Consider the following 14,967-nt stretch of genomic DNA (forward strand, 5'->3'; position numbering starts at 1 on the left):
GTGGTTGCGCCGTTTCGAGCGGGCACCGGACGCGCGAGCCCGCCTCGTGTGCCTGCCGCACGCCGGCGGCTCGGCCAGCTTCTTCTTCCCGCTGGCCAAGGCCCTCGCTCCCGCGGTGGAGGTACTGGCGGTCCAGTACCCGGGCCGCCAGGACCGGCGGCACGAGCCGCCCGTCGACAGCATCGGCGGGCTGACGAACCGGCTCCTGGACGTGCTGCGCCCCTTCGACGACCGGCCGCTGGCGCTGTTCGGGCACAGCATGGGTGCGATCATCGGCTACGAACTGGCGTTGCGGATGACCGAAGCCGGGCGGCCCGCGCCCGTGCACCTGTTCGCGTCCGGGCGGCGGGCGCCGTCGCGCTACCGCGACGACGACGTGCACGGGGTGTCGGACGACCGGCTCGTGTCCGAGCTGCGGAAGCTGGGCGGTTCCGACGCGGCCATGCTCGCCGACCCCGAGCTGCTGGCCATGGTCCTGCCCGCCATCCGCAGCGACTACCGCGCGGTCGACACCTACCGGCACGAACCCGGACGGCGGCTGGACTGCCCGGTCACGGTGTTCACCGGCGACCGCGATCCGCGGGTGTCGGTCGACGAGGCCCGCGCCTGGGACGAGCACACCACCGGGCCGGCCGACCTGCGGGTGCTGCCGGGCGGCCACTTCTTCCTGGTCGACCAGGCCGCCCCGATCATCGCGACGATCACCGAGAAGCTGGCCGGCGCCGCGCTGACCGGATCCAGGGGAGGGAACTCGTGACGCGAGCCGCTGTCCGGGTGCTGGCGCCCAGCGAAGCGATCCACGCGGTCAAGGAGGCGTACATCGGTTACACGGTGCGGGCCGCCGGCCGGCTGGAGCCGGAAGCGCTGACCACCGCGTTCGAAGCGGTCTGCCGCGCCTACCCCCAGCTCTCGGCCCGGGTCGAGTTCGGCGAACACGGTGTCGCGCTCACCGAGTCGGACATCCGGCCGGTGGTCCGGTTCGCCGACGGCGACCTCGACCGGCCGCTGGCCGGACTGGACGTCGACCAGAGCCGGTCGCTGAGCGCGCTCAACGTCGTCCGCGACGGCGACGAGGCCAGTGTCTGCCTGGCGATCCAGCACAGCATCGCCGACGCCCACCACGCCACCGCGATCCTTTCGACGTTGTGGTCCTGCTACACCGACGTCGTCGAGGGCGTGCCGCTCGACGTGCCCCGGCACCCGTACCCCCGGTCGCTGGAAGACCTGCTGGCCGAGCGCGGCATCCACGCGAGCACCCCGGCCGCACCCGGCGGCCCCGCCGCGCCGGCCGCACCACCGGCGTCGCGGCCGGATCCGGTGGTCCGCCACGTGGTCCAGCACCGGCTGACCGAGGCCGAAACGACGGCGCTGGCGGAACTCGGCCACCGCGAGAAGGTGACGATCAACGGCCTGGTGTCGGGCGCGATCCTGCTCGCCGAGGCCGAGATCCGCGACATGCCGCTGACCGACCTGGTGTACCGGTACTCGGTGAACCTGCGCACTCGCCTGCGCCCCCCGGTCGGCGCGACCGAGGGCACGAACGTGCTCGGCGGCGTCGGCTTCAAGGTGACCGGCGGGCTCGCGCACGACGCCGTCGCGATCGGCCGGGCGATCGGTGAGCAGCTGCGGGCCGGCCTGGCCGACGGCTCCGTGCAGCGCAGCATCCTGGACATGTTCGCCAGGCCCGCCGCCGCGAAACCGTGGGACCCGAGCCTCGCGCTCACCGTGGTCAGCATCATGAACTGGGGCGTCGCCCCGCCGATGCGAACCCCGGACGGCCTGCGGCTGACCAACCTGCATTCGGCGTCCCGGATGCGCGAGACCATCGCGCTCGGCGGCTACGTGATGAGCAGCTTCGGCGGCCGGGTCGGCATCGACCTCGGCTGGCCCGAGGGCGATCCGTCGCTGCCGGACCGCCTCGGCTGCCTGCGCGAACGGCTGACCCGCCTGACTCGTGACCTGTGAGGTTCCCTTGACGGACACCGATGTCGTGATCGTCGGCCACGGCCCCATCGGCGCCACCCTGTCGGTGCTGCTGGCCCAGCGCGGTTGGCGGGTGATCGTGCTCGAACGCCGCCCCCGGCCGTACCAGCTGCCGCGGGCGACCAGCTTCGACGGTGAGACGGCCCGGCTGCTCGCCGCCACCGGCATCGGCCCGGGCCTCGGGCGGATCACCGCGCCGGCCAACGGCTACCAGTGGCAGACGGCCGACGGGCGGACGCTGCTGGACATCGCCTTCACCACGGACGGCCCGTACGGCTGGCCGGACGCGAACACCATGCACCAGCCGGCGCTGGAGGAGCTCATCGCGGCCCGGGCGGCGGAACTGCCGGGCATCACCGTGCTGCGCGGGCACGAGGTCGTCGCCATCACCGACGGCGACGAGCGGGTCCAGGTGACCGCCACCGACTCCGACGACGTGCCGCGGACGCTCTCGGCGCGGTGGGTCGTGGGCTGCGACGGCGCCAACAGCTTCGTGCGCGAGCACCTCGACGTGCCGGTGACCGACCTCGGCTTCTCCTACGAATGGCTGCTCTGCGACGTCCAGCTGACCGAACCGCGCGAGTTCGTGCCGACGAACGTGCAGATCTGCGACCCGGCCCGGCCCACCACGCTGGTGGGCAGCGGTCCCGGGCGCCGTCGCTGGGAGTTCATGCGGCTGCCCGGCGAAAGCGCGGCCGAGCTGAACGAGGACGAGACGGCGTGGCGGCTGATGGCGCCGTTCGGCGTCACCCCCGACACCGCGACCCTGCTGCGCAGCACCACCTACATCTTCCAGGCCCGGTGGGCCGACCGGTGGCGGGTGGGGCACGTCCTGCTCGCCGGCGACGCGGCGCACCTCATGCCGCCCTTCGCCGGTCAGGGCATGTGCTCCGGCATCCGCGACGTCACCAACCTGGCGTGGAAGCTGGACCTCACGCTCCGCGACCTGGCCGCCGAGTCCATTTTGGACACTTATGCGGAAGAACGCCGGACGCAGGCGAAGGAAGCGATTCTCGCCTCGGTCCAGCTGGGCCGGGTGATCTGCGTGACGGATCCGGCGGCCGCCGCCGAGCGGGACGCCACCGTGCTGGCCAACCGCCGCGGCAAACCGCCGACCCGGCCGGAACCGGCGAGGCCGCTGTCGAACGGGCTGCTTCACCGGCTCCCCGGAGCGGACACGGCCGAGCCGCCGGCGGGCGCGGTCGTACCGCAAGGACGAGTGAGCCTGCGCGGCGACACCGGGCTGTTCGACGACGTCGTCGGCCGCGGTTTCGTCCTGCTGGTCACCGGCGATCCGCACACCGCACTCGACGAGGACCAGCTGTCCTTCCTCGCCGGGCTCGACACCCATGTGGTGCGGCTGCTGCCCCCCGGAAGCACGGCGGACGACGGCGTGCTGGACGTCGACGACGTCTACCGACCGTACCTGGCGCAGTGCAAGGCGACGTCTCTGCTGGTCCGTCCGGATTACCACGTCTTCGGCGCCGCGAGCGGCCAGGAGGGGACCGCGGCTCTGGTCGACGACCTGCGGGACCAGTTGTGCACCGCGGTGCCGGCCCGCTGACCACGGGGAAATACCTCCTCAGCCGGGGCGGTGGCCGATGATCCGGACCGGGCTGCCGGCGACGCCGCCGCCGGACACCCGTTCGCCGCCGGCAGGAACGGCCCAGCCGGGTATCCCTCAAGCTGGTAGGCGTGCACATCACCCGGGCCCGGTGCCGTCTCGCGGCGGGCCGGGACGCACCCGATGTGGCGTTGGGTGCGTTGGACGCACCGAACGCCACAGCGGGTGCATCAGGAACAGGGACCATCACCAACGTTGGTAGTTTCGCTCCGCTACCGGACAGATTCCTACCAGGCCGAGTACCCGTTGGTCGATGATGTCGGCGTGAACGAAGAGCGTCCTTTGGATGATCATGTCGGTGCGAACAATTTCGTCGACCGACGCAGGTTTCTCATCGCCACCGTGCTCGGTTCCGCGGGCGCCGTGGCAGGCACGGGCCTGTTCGGCGCGGGCGCCCGCGAGGCAGCGGCCGAACCACCGGCACAGCCGGTCACGCCTGCGGCGTCGACTTACGGTCTGGCCAAGTTCCGTGACCCGTTGCGCATTCCACCGGTGATCCGGCCGGCCTCGCGGGGGTCCCAGGACCTGGTCCCGGTCAGCATGACGACTGCGCGGGTCCGGCTGCATTCGCAGCTGCCCGAGACGACGCTGTGGACTTACGAGGGGCAGTTCCCCGGCCCGACCCTCGAGGTGCGCAGCGGACAGCGGCTGCGGGTCGCGTGGAGCAACGACCTCACCGGCCCGATTCCGCTGGTGGCGGTGCGGGTGCCGTTCGTGCGGCCGTCACCGGCGTACGTGCCCGGCTACCGCAATCCGGACGGCAGCCTGCCCGCGGGGGTGGAGCTGATCGAAGGGGTCGCGGAGCTGCCGCCGTGGAATGTCGTGCACCTGCACGGCGCGGTGACCCACGCCGGCAACGACGGCTGGGCGCACAACGCCGTGCCGCCGGGAGACGCGCAGCTCACCGAGTACCCGAACCGCCAGCCTGCGACGACGCTGTGGTACCACGACCACGCGATGGCCATCACACGGTTCAACGTGTACGCCGGGCTGGCCGGCATGTTCCTGGTGCGCGACGACGAGGAGGACGCGCTCGGACTGCCGCGAGGTGAGCAGGAGATTCCGCTGATCATCACCGACCGCAACCTGGACACCGACCCGGCAACCGGCGCGCTCACCGGCCGGCTGCTGTACAAGGCGCCCTACGCGACGGCGACCGGCACGATGGTCCCGGTCACCGGCCCGTTCACTCTTGTCAACGGCGTCATCTGGCCGCACCTCGACGTGGCCGCGCGCTGGTATCGCTTCCGTGTGCTCAACGCGGCGAACTCCCAGTTCTTCCGCCTCGACCTCGTCGACGAGGCCGGCACCGTGCACAACGACGCGGTCCGCGTCGCGGGCACCGACGCCGGCCTGCTGCCCGCCCCGGCGGGGATGCCCGCGGGCGGGCTGACCCTCACCCCGGCCGAACGCATCGACCTGCTGATCGACTTCAGCCGGTTCAAGGGGCAGCGCCTGCGCCTCACCAACACCGGCAGCCCGGCCGAGCCGGACATCATGGAGTTCCGCGTCGAGAGCAGCTACGGGCGCACCTCGTTCACGCTGCCGGAGCGGCTGTCGAAGTCCTACGTGCGGCTGGCGCGCGGCACGACCGTCCCGGAGGACCACGACCAGATCTTCGTGGCGACGCTCCCGCCGAACGTGGCCGGCGAGCCGAACCCGGCGATGTGGGAACTGCGGGAGATCACCGAACCGCACGAGCTGCCGACGCAGTTTCCGGCGACCGGGATCATCCAGCTCACCGACCCGGACACGGCGAAAGTGCGGACGTTCCGCAGAGTCGCGAGCCTCTTCGACGACACGACCACGATCTTCATCGACCGCGGACGGTGGGCGGTGTGGCACTTCCTCCAACTCGGCGGCGCACCGCACCCGATGCACATCCACATGACCCGGTTCCAGCTGCTGACCCGGCGGACGTGGACCAACCTGACCGCCTTCGACACCGCGACCGGCGGCACCACCACGCCACTGCCCGTGCCGGATGACGGGCCGCGGATCGAGAAGTGGGAGGAGGGCTGGAAGGACACCTTCCAGGCACGGCATGGTGAATGGCTCACTGTCGCCGGCCAGTTCGACGGTGCGACCGGCGAATTCATGTACCACTGCCACATCCTCGACCACGAAGACATGGGCATGATGCGGCCGTTCGTCGTCCACCCACCCGAGGTGGCCTCCTTCCACATGCACCCGGGCGGAACCGGCCACAATGGACAGCGGGTCGGCCACGCCGGACACCATTAGCCTGTTCCACGCGTGACCGGCGGCCGGGTGGGCGACACCACTCACCCGGCCACCAGCCCACGCGCCACCTGGGTCGAGAACTGCCGCAAGCCCAAGGGCCGCTACGCCGATCCGGACAGCCGGAGATCTTGCTTTCCCCGCAGGCTCTTCAGCGCCGTGGTCACGTAGTCCCCGGTCCGGGCTGTCATCGACAGGGGACTCGTGGCGCCGGGGCTCGATGCGGCGGCTTCAGGACACCGGTGGGACGAGCCGCACCGGAAGGTCCTTGGTCCGGGTGAACCCGGGACGCAGGATCCACGGGACCTCCTCGCGCGGGACCGCGAGGGACAGGTCCGGGAACCGGGTGTACAGCCCGCGCAGTGCCACCTCCGCCTCGAGGTAGGCAACGTGCTGACCGAGGCAGCGGTGAATGCCCTTGCCGAATCCCAGGTGCTTCTCGCTGCCGACGGCCAACCGGTCGATCTTCAGCTTCTCCGGCTCGGGGAACATGCGCGGGTCGCTGTTCGCGGCCATGATCAGCGGCACGATGGGCATCCCCCGCGGGATCACCACGCCGCTCACTTCGACGTCCTCGACGGCGAACCGGGGCTGCCCGAACTGGATCGGTCCCAGGCGCTGCAGCTCACGCACCGCCTGCGGCCACAGCGCCGGGTCCGCCTTCAGCCTCGCGAGCTGGTCCGGGTGCTCGTGCAGGGCGAGCACCGAGTTGCCGATCAGGTAGGTCGTCGTCTGGTGCCCGGCCGTCACGAGGCTGAACAGGACTCCGACCAGCTCGTCGTCGGTGGCGAGGCCTTTGTTCTCGGCCTGCGCCTGTACGAGCGCGGTGACCATGTCGTCCTTCGGGTCGACGCGCCTGCGCTCGATCATCGCCCGCGCGGCGGTGAGGGTCTTGCGCACTTCGCCCGGGAGCCGCTCGCCGTCCAACGTGGCCATCGCGTCACTCCACGCACGCCACTGCGGACGGTCTTCTTCGTCGACGCCGACCAGCTCGCAGATCACGGTGACCGGCAGCGGGTAGCAGAACGTGTCGACAAGGTCGATCGGCGTGCCGTCCTGGCCGGCCGCGGCCAGCTTGTCGAGCAGGATCGCGGTGAGCTCCTCGACCCGGGGCCGGAACTTGCCGACCCGGTGGGCGGTGAGCGCGTAGGAGACCAGCTTGCGCAACCGGGCGTGGTCCTCGCCGTCGGAGGCGTTGATGAGGTTCTTCAGCCAGGGGATCAGCTCCTCGGGCATGTTCAGGTGCCTGAACACCCCATTCCGGATGTCCTCCACCGGCGAATCCGGTAGCGGGTTGGTGAGGAACCGCGGGTCGGTGAGGACCTGAAGCACGTCCTCGTAGCGGGCGGCCAGGTACATCGGCGGCCCGCCCATGAAGCCGCCGATCTGCAACGTCGGTGCCTCGCGCACCCGCGCGTGCGCCCCCCACGGGTCGGCGACCACTTCTGGCGAGAACAGGTCCACCGGTTCGGCCGAAGTCTCGGCAGTGGTGGTCATGGGCCTCTCCCTTTTGAGTCGAAAGCATGCGTTCCACTAGCCGGGGGCGGGCGGGCCGCAGCCCCGTTTCCGAACGATAGAGTCAGGATGACCGGCTGCCATCCCCCAACCTGATAGGGCTTGACGTCGCGGTCCTGTCGTCTACAGTGGACTTGACGCGACGGCGCCGCCTTCGGGGCGGGCACCGGCCGTTCAACAGTCCTCAGTGGACTTCCCAGACACGTTCAGGCGCGCGAGGGACACCGCGCCGCGCAACGACGACAGGCCGCCCAACTTGGCCGGTGCCGACGGCAACGGGGATTGGCCCGGGCGGGCCAGGCCGGCGAGGTGCTCGGCCACCCGGCGGACGAGCTCCGGTATCCCGGCTGCGAAGCCGCCGCCGATCAGCACGCGCTCCGGGTGGACGAGCTCCTGGACGCCGGTCACCGCGGCGGCCAGGGCGCGGGCCGTTCCGTCGACCGCCTCGGTCGCCCACGGCTCTTCGCCGCTCAGCGCCTCGCGCAGGTCGTCGAAGGTGACGTCCGCGCCGCGCAGCAGCGCCGCGCGGCGCAGGGTGGCCGGTCCGGAAGCGACCGCTTGGAGGCACCCCTGGCGGCCGCAGACGCAGCGCGGGCCGTCCAGCGCGACGACCAGGTGCCCGATCTCGAACGAGCCGCGGCCGAGCCCGGGGCACGGCGCGCCACCGAGGACCAGGCCACCGCCGACGCCGGTGCCCACCCCGATGTAGAGCAGGTCGTCGCAGCCCGCCGCCCGGGCTTCGGCGAGTGCGCCCAGGTCGCCGTCGTCCGCCCAGGCGATGGCCGCTTCGGGGAACAGGGCCCGCAAGGAAGTGCCGAGATCGCACCCGGTCCACTCGGGACGGCTCGGCCACGCGGCGACCCGGCCGTCCGGGCCGACCGTGCCGGGCATCGCGACCCCGACCGCCTCCGGCGGCGTGCCGAGCCGCTGCCGCAGTTGCGCCACGTGGCGGGCGAGCTGCGCGAGGTCCTCGTCGACGCTGTGCCGCGGTCCCCAGCGGAACGAGGTCTCCTCGACGCAGGCCGCGCCGTCCTCGACCCGGAAGGCGACCTTCGTGCCGCCGACGTCGATGCCGAGGTGGTACGGGGCCCCCACGTCGTCAGCGGCCGGGCACCGACGGGCAGAGCGCGAGCAGGTCGGCCGGCCGCTCCAGCACCACGTCGGGGCCGGCGGCGAGCAGCTCGCCGACGTCGTCCGGCGGGGCCCACAGCGCGGCGGCCGAGGTGACACCGGCGCCCTGCGCGCTGGCCAGGTCGGTCGGCGCGTCGCCGATCATGATGGCCCGCTCGGGCGGGACGTCCAGCAGGCTCAGCGCGTGCCGGACGATGTCGGGGGCCGGCTTCGGCCGGGCGACCTCGTCCGAGCCGATCACGTGCTCGAAGAACGGGAGCAGGCCCAGGTCGTCGAGCAGGGACCGGGCCCGCGGCCCGCTCTTGCCGGTGGCGATGGCCAGCCGCAGGCCGCGCGCCCGCAGCGTCAGCAGCAGCTCGGTGACCCCGTCGAAGACCTGGACCTGCGAGGCGAGGCGGTAGCTCTCGCGGACGAAGGGTTCCTCCATCGCCAGGGGCAGGTCCATGATCCGCATGATGTCCGGGAAGTAGCGGCCGAGGTGGCGCCGGTACTCCTCGAAGGGCGCGGGCCCGTCACCGACCACTTCGGCGTAGGCGATGGCGAAGGCCTCGCTCATCACCGCGAAGCTGTCGACGACGACCCCGTCGAGGTCGAAGATGACCGCGTGCCGGACCGGGGCCGAGGGATCGGCCCCGGTGTCCGGCCGGTCGACGATCGGGAATGTCATGGAGCACCCTCTCTACTGGTACGCCGGGACCGCGCCCCGGCCGCGCGCCGAGCCGGCGGATGCGTAGAAGTTCTCGATCATCCGGACGATCGGCCGGGCTTCGGCGACGGCGCGGCCGCGGTTGCCGGGATCGGCCAGCATCGCGGCGAGATCGCCCACCTGGCGGGTGTATTCGACGCCGATCCGCTCGATCGGCACGGGGAGCCGGGTCGTGGTGCCCTCGCGGGTCAGCGTCAGCGCGGGTTCGGGCTCCCGGTTGGGGCTGAAGCCGAAGGTGCACCGCAGATCCGCGGTGCCGGCACTGCCCTCGACGTGGATCACCGAGACGTCCCGCGCTTGGTGCGAGGCCCAGCTCGCCCGCAGCGAAACCGAGACACCGTCGTCGCGGACCAGGAAGCCGCGCGCGGTGTCCTCGACGTCGGCGGCGTCGGCGCCGACCTGGTCCTGCCGCCACGCCGCGCGCCAGGCGCCGGCGTTGACGAAGTCGTCCGACGTCACCCCGATCACCTGTGTGAAGGCGGCCGGGCCGAGCAGGAAGGCGAGCGTGTCGAGCAGGTGCCAGCCGAGGTCGTACAGCGCTCCCCCGCCGGCCTTTTCGCGCTGGGTGAACCAGCCACCCGCCCGCGGCACGCCCCGCGCCCGGATCCAGCCCATGGCGACGTGCCGGATTTCGCCCAGCTCCGGCAGGACCTGCCGCAGCGCCTCGACGTCACCGCGGTACCGGGCGGCGCTGCCGGCCAGCAGCATCCCGCCGCTGCGCTCGGCCGCCGCGAGAACGTCGACCTCGGCCGAGGTCAGGCACACCGGCTTCTCGAGGAAGACGGAGATCCCGGTGGCGAGCAGTGCGCCCGCCACCTCGGTGTGCAGGTAGTTGGGCACCGCGACGACGGCCAGATCGACCTCCCGTGCGGTCAGCGCGGCCACCGCGGAATGGGTCGGGATGCCGGTCGTCTTCGTGAACGCCTGCCGCGACGCCGGGTCCGCGTCCACGGCGGCGACCACCTCGAAGTCCGCGTGCTCGCGCAGCAGGGGCAGCCACAGCTCGCGGCCCGCCCAGCCGAGCCCGACCACCGCGGCCCGGACGCTCATGACCGGGCCACGGCGTCGGCGATGATTTCGGCGGTCGCGTGCATCTCCGGCTCGCCGGCCAGCAGGACCCGGTGGTGCAGCCACACGCAGTCCTGGCTGATGGCGTCGGTGTGGGGACAGCGCTCCGCGATCGCGTCCACGCTCTCGGCGGGGGCGCCGGTCTCCCAGAAGGCGTCGGTGCGGTAGATCGCGCGGAACCCCGCGAACGCGGGCAGGCCGGCGTCGACGAGCCGGTCGACCAGGGCGTTGCGCTTCTCTTCGGCGAGCCCGGGGATGCGGAACATGGCCATGTAGTGCGAGTTGCGGTCGGCGCGCACGTCGGCGCCCTGGGGCACGACGCCGTCGATCTCGCCGAGCAGCCGGGACAGCAGCGCCCAGCGCTCCTCGCGCACGGCGATCTGCTCGTCGAGGCGGGCCAGCTGCGCCCGCAGCACGGACGCGGAGAACTCGTTGAGCCGCATGTTGGACCCGGCGATCTTGTGGAAGTACCGGCGGTCGTCCCGGGGGCGGCCGCAGCTGTGCCGGAGGAACGCCGTCTCGTACTTTTCGCTTTCGCCTTCGGGGAAGACCACGGCGCCGCCTTCGCCCGCCGTCATCAGCTTGCCGTTCTGGAAGCTGAAGGTGGCGATGCTGTCCAGCTCGCCGACGCGCCTGCCCTGCCAGCGCGCGCCGTGCGCGTGCGCGGCGTCCTGCAGGAGCGGCACCCCGGTGTCGGCGGAGATCTTCGCCAGCGCGTCCATGTCGGCCATCAGCCCGGCCATGTGCACCGGCATGATCACCTTGGTGCGCGGGGTGACGGCGGCCACGACCGCCTCCGGGGCGATGTTGTAGGTGGCCGCGTCGACGTCGACCGGGACGGTGACCGCGCCGAGCCGCTGGGCCGCCTGGGACGAGGAGATGAAGGTGAAGGCCGGCACGATGACCTCGGTGCCCGGGCCGACGCCCATCACCTGCAAGGCCAGTTCCAGCGCGTGCGTCCCGTTCGTGACCGCCAGCGCGTGCGCGGCGCCGTGGTGAGCGGCGAACTCGCGTTCGAAGGAGTTCACCTCGTCCCCGCCCATGCGCCACCACTGACCCTGTTCGAGCGCGCGGACCAGGCCGCCCCGCTCGGCGTCGTCGTACTGCGGCCACGCGGGGAATTCCGGTGCCTTTCGCGCGTTCATGGTTCTCCGAATCTCCGCTGGGGTTCGAATTGAAGAAAAGGCCGAACGGAAGTCCGTGCCGTGTCCGGAATGCTGCGGATATCAGCGTCCACCACAGGCTATGTCCGCCCCCGGCGGCCTCACATCCCCCGGCTTGGTAGTGGCCGCTTCGTCAGTCCAGGCCGAAGAAAGCGCGGTAGGAGTCCAATTGGCCGTCGAGCATGTGGATTCCGTAATGGACGCGGTGGCCCAGGGCCGCCGCTTCGCGGAGAAGCCGGGTTTCGCGGGGTTTCATGATGATGTCGGCGACCACGCTGCGCGGGGCCAGCCGGTCCGGCCGGAACGGCAGGGGGTCGTCCGGACGTAGCCCGAGCGGGGTCGCGTTGACGACGATGTCGGCCCCGGCGGTGTCCGGCTCGGCCGAAACCCCGGTCCGGCCCGGCCAATGGGCGTCCAGGCGGGCCTTGAGCGCGTTCAGTTTCGCGGTGTCCGGGTCGCACACCGCCAGCCGGTCGGCGCCGGCCGCCAGCAGTGCGGCCGCGATGGCGCTGCCCGCGCCGCCGGCGCCGACGAGGGCCACCCGCCGGGCCTTCGGATCGTGGCCGGCTTCGGTCAGCCCGGCCACGAAGCCGGTGCCGTCGAAGTTCTCGGCGTACCACCGGCCGTCGGCTTCCCGCCGCAGGGCGTTGGCGCTCCCGGTGATCTCCACCATCGGGCTGCACCGGTCGGCGAGCCCGGCCACGGCCACCTTGTGCGGCACCGTGACGAAGATGCCGTCGAGGTTGCCGACGCACCGCAGCCCGGCCACGATCCGCTCGAGGTGCGCCGGCTCGGCGTGCACCGGAACGAGCACCGCGTCGACGCCCAGCTCCGCGAAGAGCGGGTTCATCAGTGCGGGCGACTGGACCTGGGCCACCGGATCACCCAGCACGACGTACAGGCGGGTGGTGCCGCTGATGGTCATCACGGCCTTTCCGCTGCGGCTAGCGCAGCATCTTCGCGATCGCGTACGCGAGCTCGACCGACTGCTCGAAGTTGAACCGCGGATCGCACGCGGTCAGGTAGCGCTCGGGCAGGTCGGCCTCCGAGATGTCCGCGGCACCGCCGAGGCATTCCGTCACGTCCTCGCCGGTCACCTCGACGTGGACCCCGCCGGGGTGGGTGCCCAGCTGCCGGTGCACCGCGAAGAAGCCGGCGAGCTCGTCGACGACGTGGCCGAAGTGCCGGGTCTTGTACCCGTTGCCCGAGGTCCGGGTGTTGCCGTGCATCGGATCGCACTGCCAGATCACCTCGTGCCCGGAGGCGGTGACCTTCTCCACGATCGGCGGGAGCAGTTCGCGGACCTGGCGGTGTCCCATGCGGCTGACCAGCGTCAGCCGCCCCGGCGTCCGGTGCGGGTCGAGGCGCCGCACGTATTCGACGACCTCTTCCGGCGTGCTGCCCGGCCCCAGCTTCAGGCCGATCGGGTTGGACAGCAGCTCCGCGAACGCGACGTGGGCGCCGTCGAGCTGGCGGGTGCGTTCCCCGATCCACAGGAAGTGCGCCAGCCCGCTGGCCAGCCGGGGTTCCGGGCCGCCGGCGTCCGCCCACAGGACGGCCCGCTCGTAGTCGAGCAGGAGCATCTCGTGGCTGACGTAGACCTCGCTCGGGCGGGGTGCCCGGCCATCGTCCGCGAACAGCCGTTCGCGGGCCGGTGACGCGCGGTGGGCGCCCGCGAGCGCGCCCTGCGCCACCAGGGGTTCCTCGATGCCGTCGGCGCAGAGCTTGCGGACCAGGTCCATCGCGCTGGCCGCGTGGGCGTAGGCCATCAGCATCCGGTGGGGGTCGGGCGTGCGGGCGGCGGCCGTGCGCTCCGGGGAGTTCACGATGTCGCCCCGGTAGACCGGCAGCCCCAGCGCGTCGACGGCGCTGGACCGCGGCTTGGCGAACTGCCCGGCCATCCGGGCGACCTTGACCACCGGCAGGCCGGCCGCGCCGGCCAGCACACCGGCCATCCGCTCCAGCACCCCCAGGTTGGCGCGCAGGTGCGGCTCGGTGTTGCCGGCGAACGTCTCCGCGCAGTCGCCACCCTGCAGCAGGAACGCCTCGCCGCGGGCGACCGACGCGAGCCGGGCGCTCAGCCGGACCGTCTCCTCCGGCGTCACGATCGGCTCGGCGTTGTGCAGCAGCCCGATCACCGCATCCGCCCGCTCGGGGTCCGGCCAGCACGGCTGCTGCGCGGCCGGCCGGGCCAGCGCCGCGCTCAGCCGGCCGGCCAGCACCCGGTCGACCGCGCGGGCGCAGGCCGCGCCGCCCGGCTCGGAAAGCAGGTGCGGTAGCCGCTTCATGCCGTCGCCGCTTCCGTCGCACCGACCAGGTTTTCCAGGCTGTCGCGGGGCATCCCGTCCAGGACGTCCGTGACCACCTGCGGCGGCACGTCGCTCACCAGCTCCGCGCCCCGGGGCCCGGCCAGGACGAAGGCGAGCCCGGTGATCGCCTTCTTGTCCCGGTACATCTGGCGAACGAGGACCGCCGGATCGACGCCGTCCGGCAGCGCGGCGGGCAGGCCGTAGTGGCGGACGACGGCCAGGTGTTCGTCCACTCCGGACTGGTCGACGCGGCCCAGCGCACCCGCCAGCCGGCCCGCGAAGACCGTGCCGATGGCCACCGCCTCGCCGTGGCGCAGGGCGAAGCCGGTCGCGATCTCCAGCGCGTGCCCCAGCGTGTGGCCGTAGTTGAGCAGGTGCCGCAGCCCGGTGTCCCGCTCGTCCTGCGCCACGATGCTCGCCTTGAGGGTGACGCCGGCGGCGATCTGCTCCGGCAGCGACCGCCCCCGCAGGTCGGGCGCGCCGATGAAGTGGCAGCGGGCGATCTCGCCGAGGCCGTTCAGCACCTCCCGCCGCGGCAGCGTCGTCAGGTAGTCCGTGTCGCACAGCACCGCGCTGGGCTGCCAGTACGCGCCGACGAGGTTCTTGCCCGCCGGCAGGTTCACCGCGGTCTTCCCGCCGACACTGGCGTCCACCTGGGCGAGCAGCGACGTCGGCAGGTGCACCACGGCGACACCCCGGTGGTACAGCGCCGCCGCCAGCCCGACGACGTCCGTGGTCGTGCCGCCGCCGCAGGAGACGACGACGTCGGACCGGGTCAGCCCGAACCGCGCGAACTCACCGCACAGCTCCTCCACTGTGGACAGCCGCTTGTCCGGCTCGCCGTCGCGGGCCGGCAGCAGCAGGGTCTCGACCCCGGTGTCCGGCACCCAGTCGGCCGGCCGGGCCGAGACGACCACGGCCCGCTTCGCGCCGAGCCGGTCGACGACCCCGGGCAGCGACGTCCGCACCCCGGGGCCGACGACCACGTCGTAGGACCGCTCTTCCAGGCGGACCGGGATCGTCGTCCTCACGGCGACGGCTCCCGCGGCTCCGGCAGCGTCAAGTAGGGCAGGTCGGCGATCCGGGACACCGGCTCGCTGCCGTGGTGGAGGTACTCGCCGCCGTAGAAGAAATTGAGGTACGGGAGGTAGTGGTGCTCGTACGCGGTCCTCCAGAGGCCGGCGAACTTCGCCAGCAGACCGCCCTTTTCCGCCATCGTCTTCCCTT

The 14,967-nt window shown here is 72.3% G+C and carries 13 protein-coding genes; 4 read left to right on the plus strand and 9 right to left on the minus strand.

Translation table 11 applies throughout. The features are described from left to right. Positions 1-4: 4 nt before the first annotated feature. From AB0M80_RS02775 to AB0M80_RS02790, 4 genes are all read left to right on the plus strand, one after another. Positions 5-757 (plus strand): alpha/beta fold hydrolase, encoded by a 753-nt coding sequence (locus AB0M80_RS02775; protein ID WP_364558560.1) that lies wholly within the window; start codon positions 5-7, stop codon positions 755-757. Further along, a complete protein-coding gene (locus tag AB0M80_RS02780; protein ID WP_364557847.1) occupies positions 754-1,965 on the plus strand; it encodes an acyltransferase in 1,212 nt (403 codons plus the stop codon). Before AB0M80_RS02775 ends, AB0M80_RS02780 begins: the two co-directional genes overlap by 4 nt. 7 nt (positions 1,966-1,972) lie before the next feature. Beyond that, positions 1,973-3,547: a bifunctional 3-(3-hydroxy-phenyl)propionate/3-hydroxycinnamic acid hydroxylase gene (locus tag AB0M80_RS02785; protein ID WP_364557850.1), complete on the plus strand. Its 1,575-nt coding sequence runs from the start codon at positions 1,973-1,975 to the stop codon at positions 3,545-3,547. A gap of 600 nt (positions 3,548-4,147) precedes the next feature. After that, the gene (locus AB0M80_RS02790) at positions 4,148-5,851 is read left to right on the plus strand and encodes a multicopper oxidase domain-containing protein (RefSeq protein ID WP_364558562.1); all 1,704 of its coding nucleotides are present in this window, start codon (positions 4,148-4,150) and stop codon (positions 5,849-5,851) included. Between the two features lie 228 nt (positions 5,852-6,079). Here AB0M80_RS02790 and AB0M80_RS02795 read toward each other — a convergent pair whose 3' ends face one another. The 9 genes from AB0M80_RS02795 to AB0M80_RS02835 form a co-directional block, all read right to left on the minus strand. Next, positions 6,080-7,345 carry a cytochrome P450 gene (locus tag AB0M80_RS02795; protein WP_364557852.1) on the minus strand — a complete coding sequence of 422 codons (1,266 nt, stop codon included), beginning with the start codon at positions 7,343-7,345 and terminating at the stop codon, positions 6,080-6,082. A gap of 192 nt (positions 7,346-7,537) precedes the next feature. Continuing rightward, entirely contained in the window at positions 7,538-8,458 is a 921-nt protein-coding gene (gene rifN, locus AB0M80_RS02800; protein WP_364557855.1) for a kanosamine kinase, read from the minus strand. 4 nt (positions 8,459-8,462) lie between these two features. Next, a complete protein-coding gene (locus AB0M80_RS02805; RefSeq protein ID WP_364557856.1) occupies positions 8,463-9,161 on the minus strand; it encodes an HAD-IA family hydrolase in 699 nt (232 codons plus the stop codon). A 12-nt stretch (positions 9,162-9,173) separates the two neighbouring features. Further along, positions 9,174-10,250: a Gfo/Idh/MocA family oxidoreductase gene (locus AB0M80_RS02810; RefSeq protein WP_364557859.1), complete on the minus strand. Its 1,077-nt coding sequence runs from the start codon at positions 10,248-10,250 to the stop codon at positions 9,174-9,176. Then, complete coding sequence (rifK, locus tag AB0M80_RS02815) at positions 10,247-11,413, minus strand: 3-amino-5-hydroxybenzoate synthase (protein WP_364557862.1); 1,167 nt, start codon at positions 11,411-11,413, stop codon at positions 10,247-10,249. Before rifK ends, AB0M80_RS02810 begins: the two co-directional genes overlap by 4 nt. A gap of 151 nt (positions 11,414-11,564) precedes the next feature. Continuing rightward, positions 11,565-12,356, minus strand: a complete 792-nt coding sequence (locus tag AB0M80_RS02820; RefSeq protein WP_364558565.1) for a ThiF family adenylyltransferase — start codon at positions 12,354-12,356, stop codon at positions 11,565-11,567. A gap of 19 nt (positions 12,357-12,375) precedes the next feature. Further along, positions 12,376-13,719 (minus strand): 3-deoxy-7-phosphoheptulonate synthase class II, encoded by a 1,344-nt coding sequence (locus tag AB0M80_RS02825; protein ID WP_364557864.1) that lies wholly within the window; start codon positions 13,717-13,719, stop codon positions 12,376-12,378. Further along, positions 13,716-14,771 carry a 3-dehydroquinate synthase family protein gene (locus AB0M80_RS02830; protein WP_364557866.1) on the minus strand — a complete coding sequence of 352 codons (1,056 nt, stop codon included), beginning with the start codon at positions 14,769-14,771 and terminating at the stop codon, positions 13,716-13,718. The genes AB0M80_RS02825 and AB0M80_RS02830 overlap by 4 nt, the downstream gene beginning before the upstream one ends. Further along, complete coding sequence (locus AB0M80_RS02835; RefSeq protein ID WP_364557868.1) at positions 14,768-14,956, minus strand: hypothetical protein; 189 nt, start codon at positions 14,954-14,956, stop codon at positions 14,768-14,770. The genes AB0M80_RS02830 and AB0M80_RS02835 overlap by 4 nt, the downstream gene beginning before the upstream one ends. Between the last annotated feature and the right edge of the window lie 11 nt (positions 14,957-14,967).

It is taken from the genome of Amycolatopsis sp. NPDC051045 (genome assembly GCF_040682955.1).
In the GTDB taxonomy this organism is placed as follows: Bacteria; Actinomycetota; Actinomycetes; order Mycobacteriales; family Pseudonocardiaceae; genus Amycolatopsis.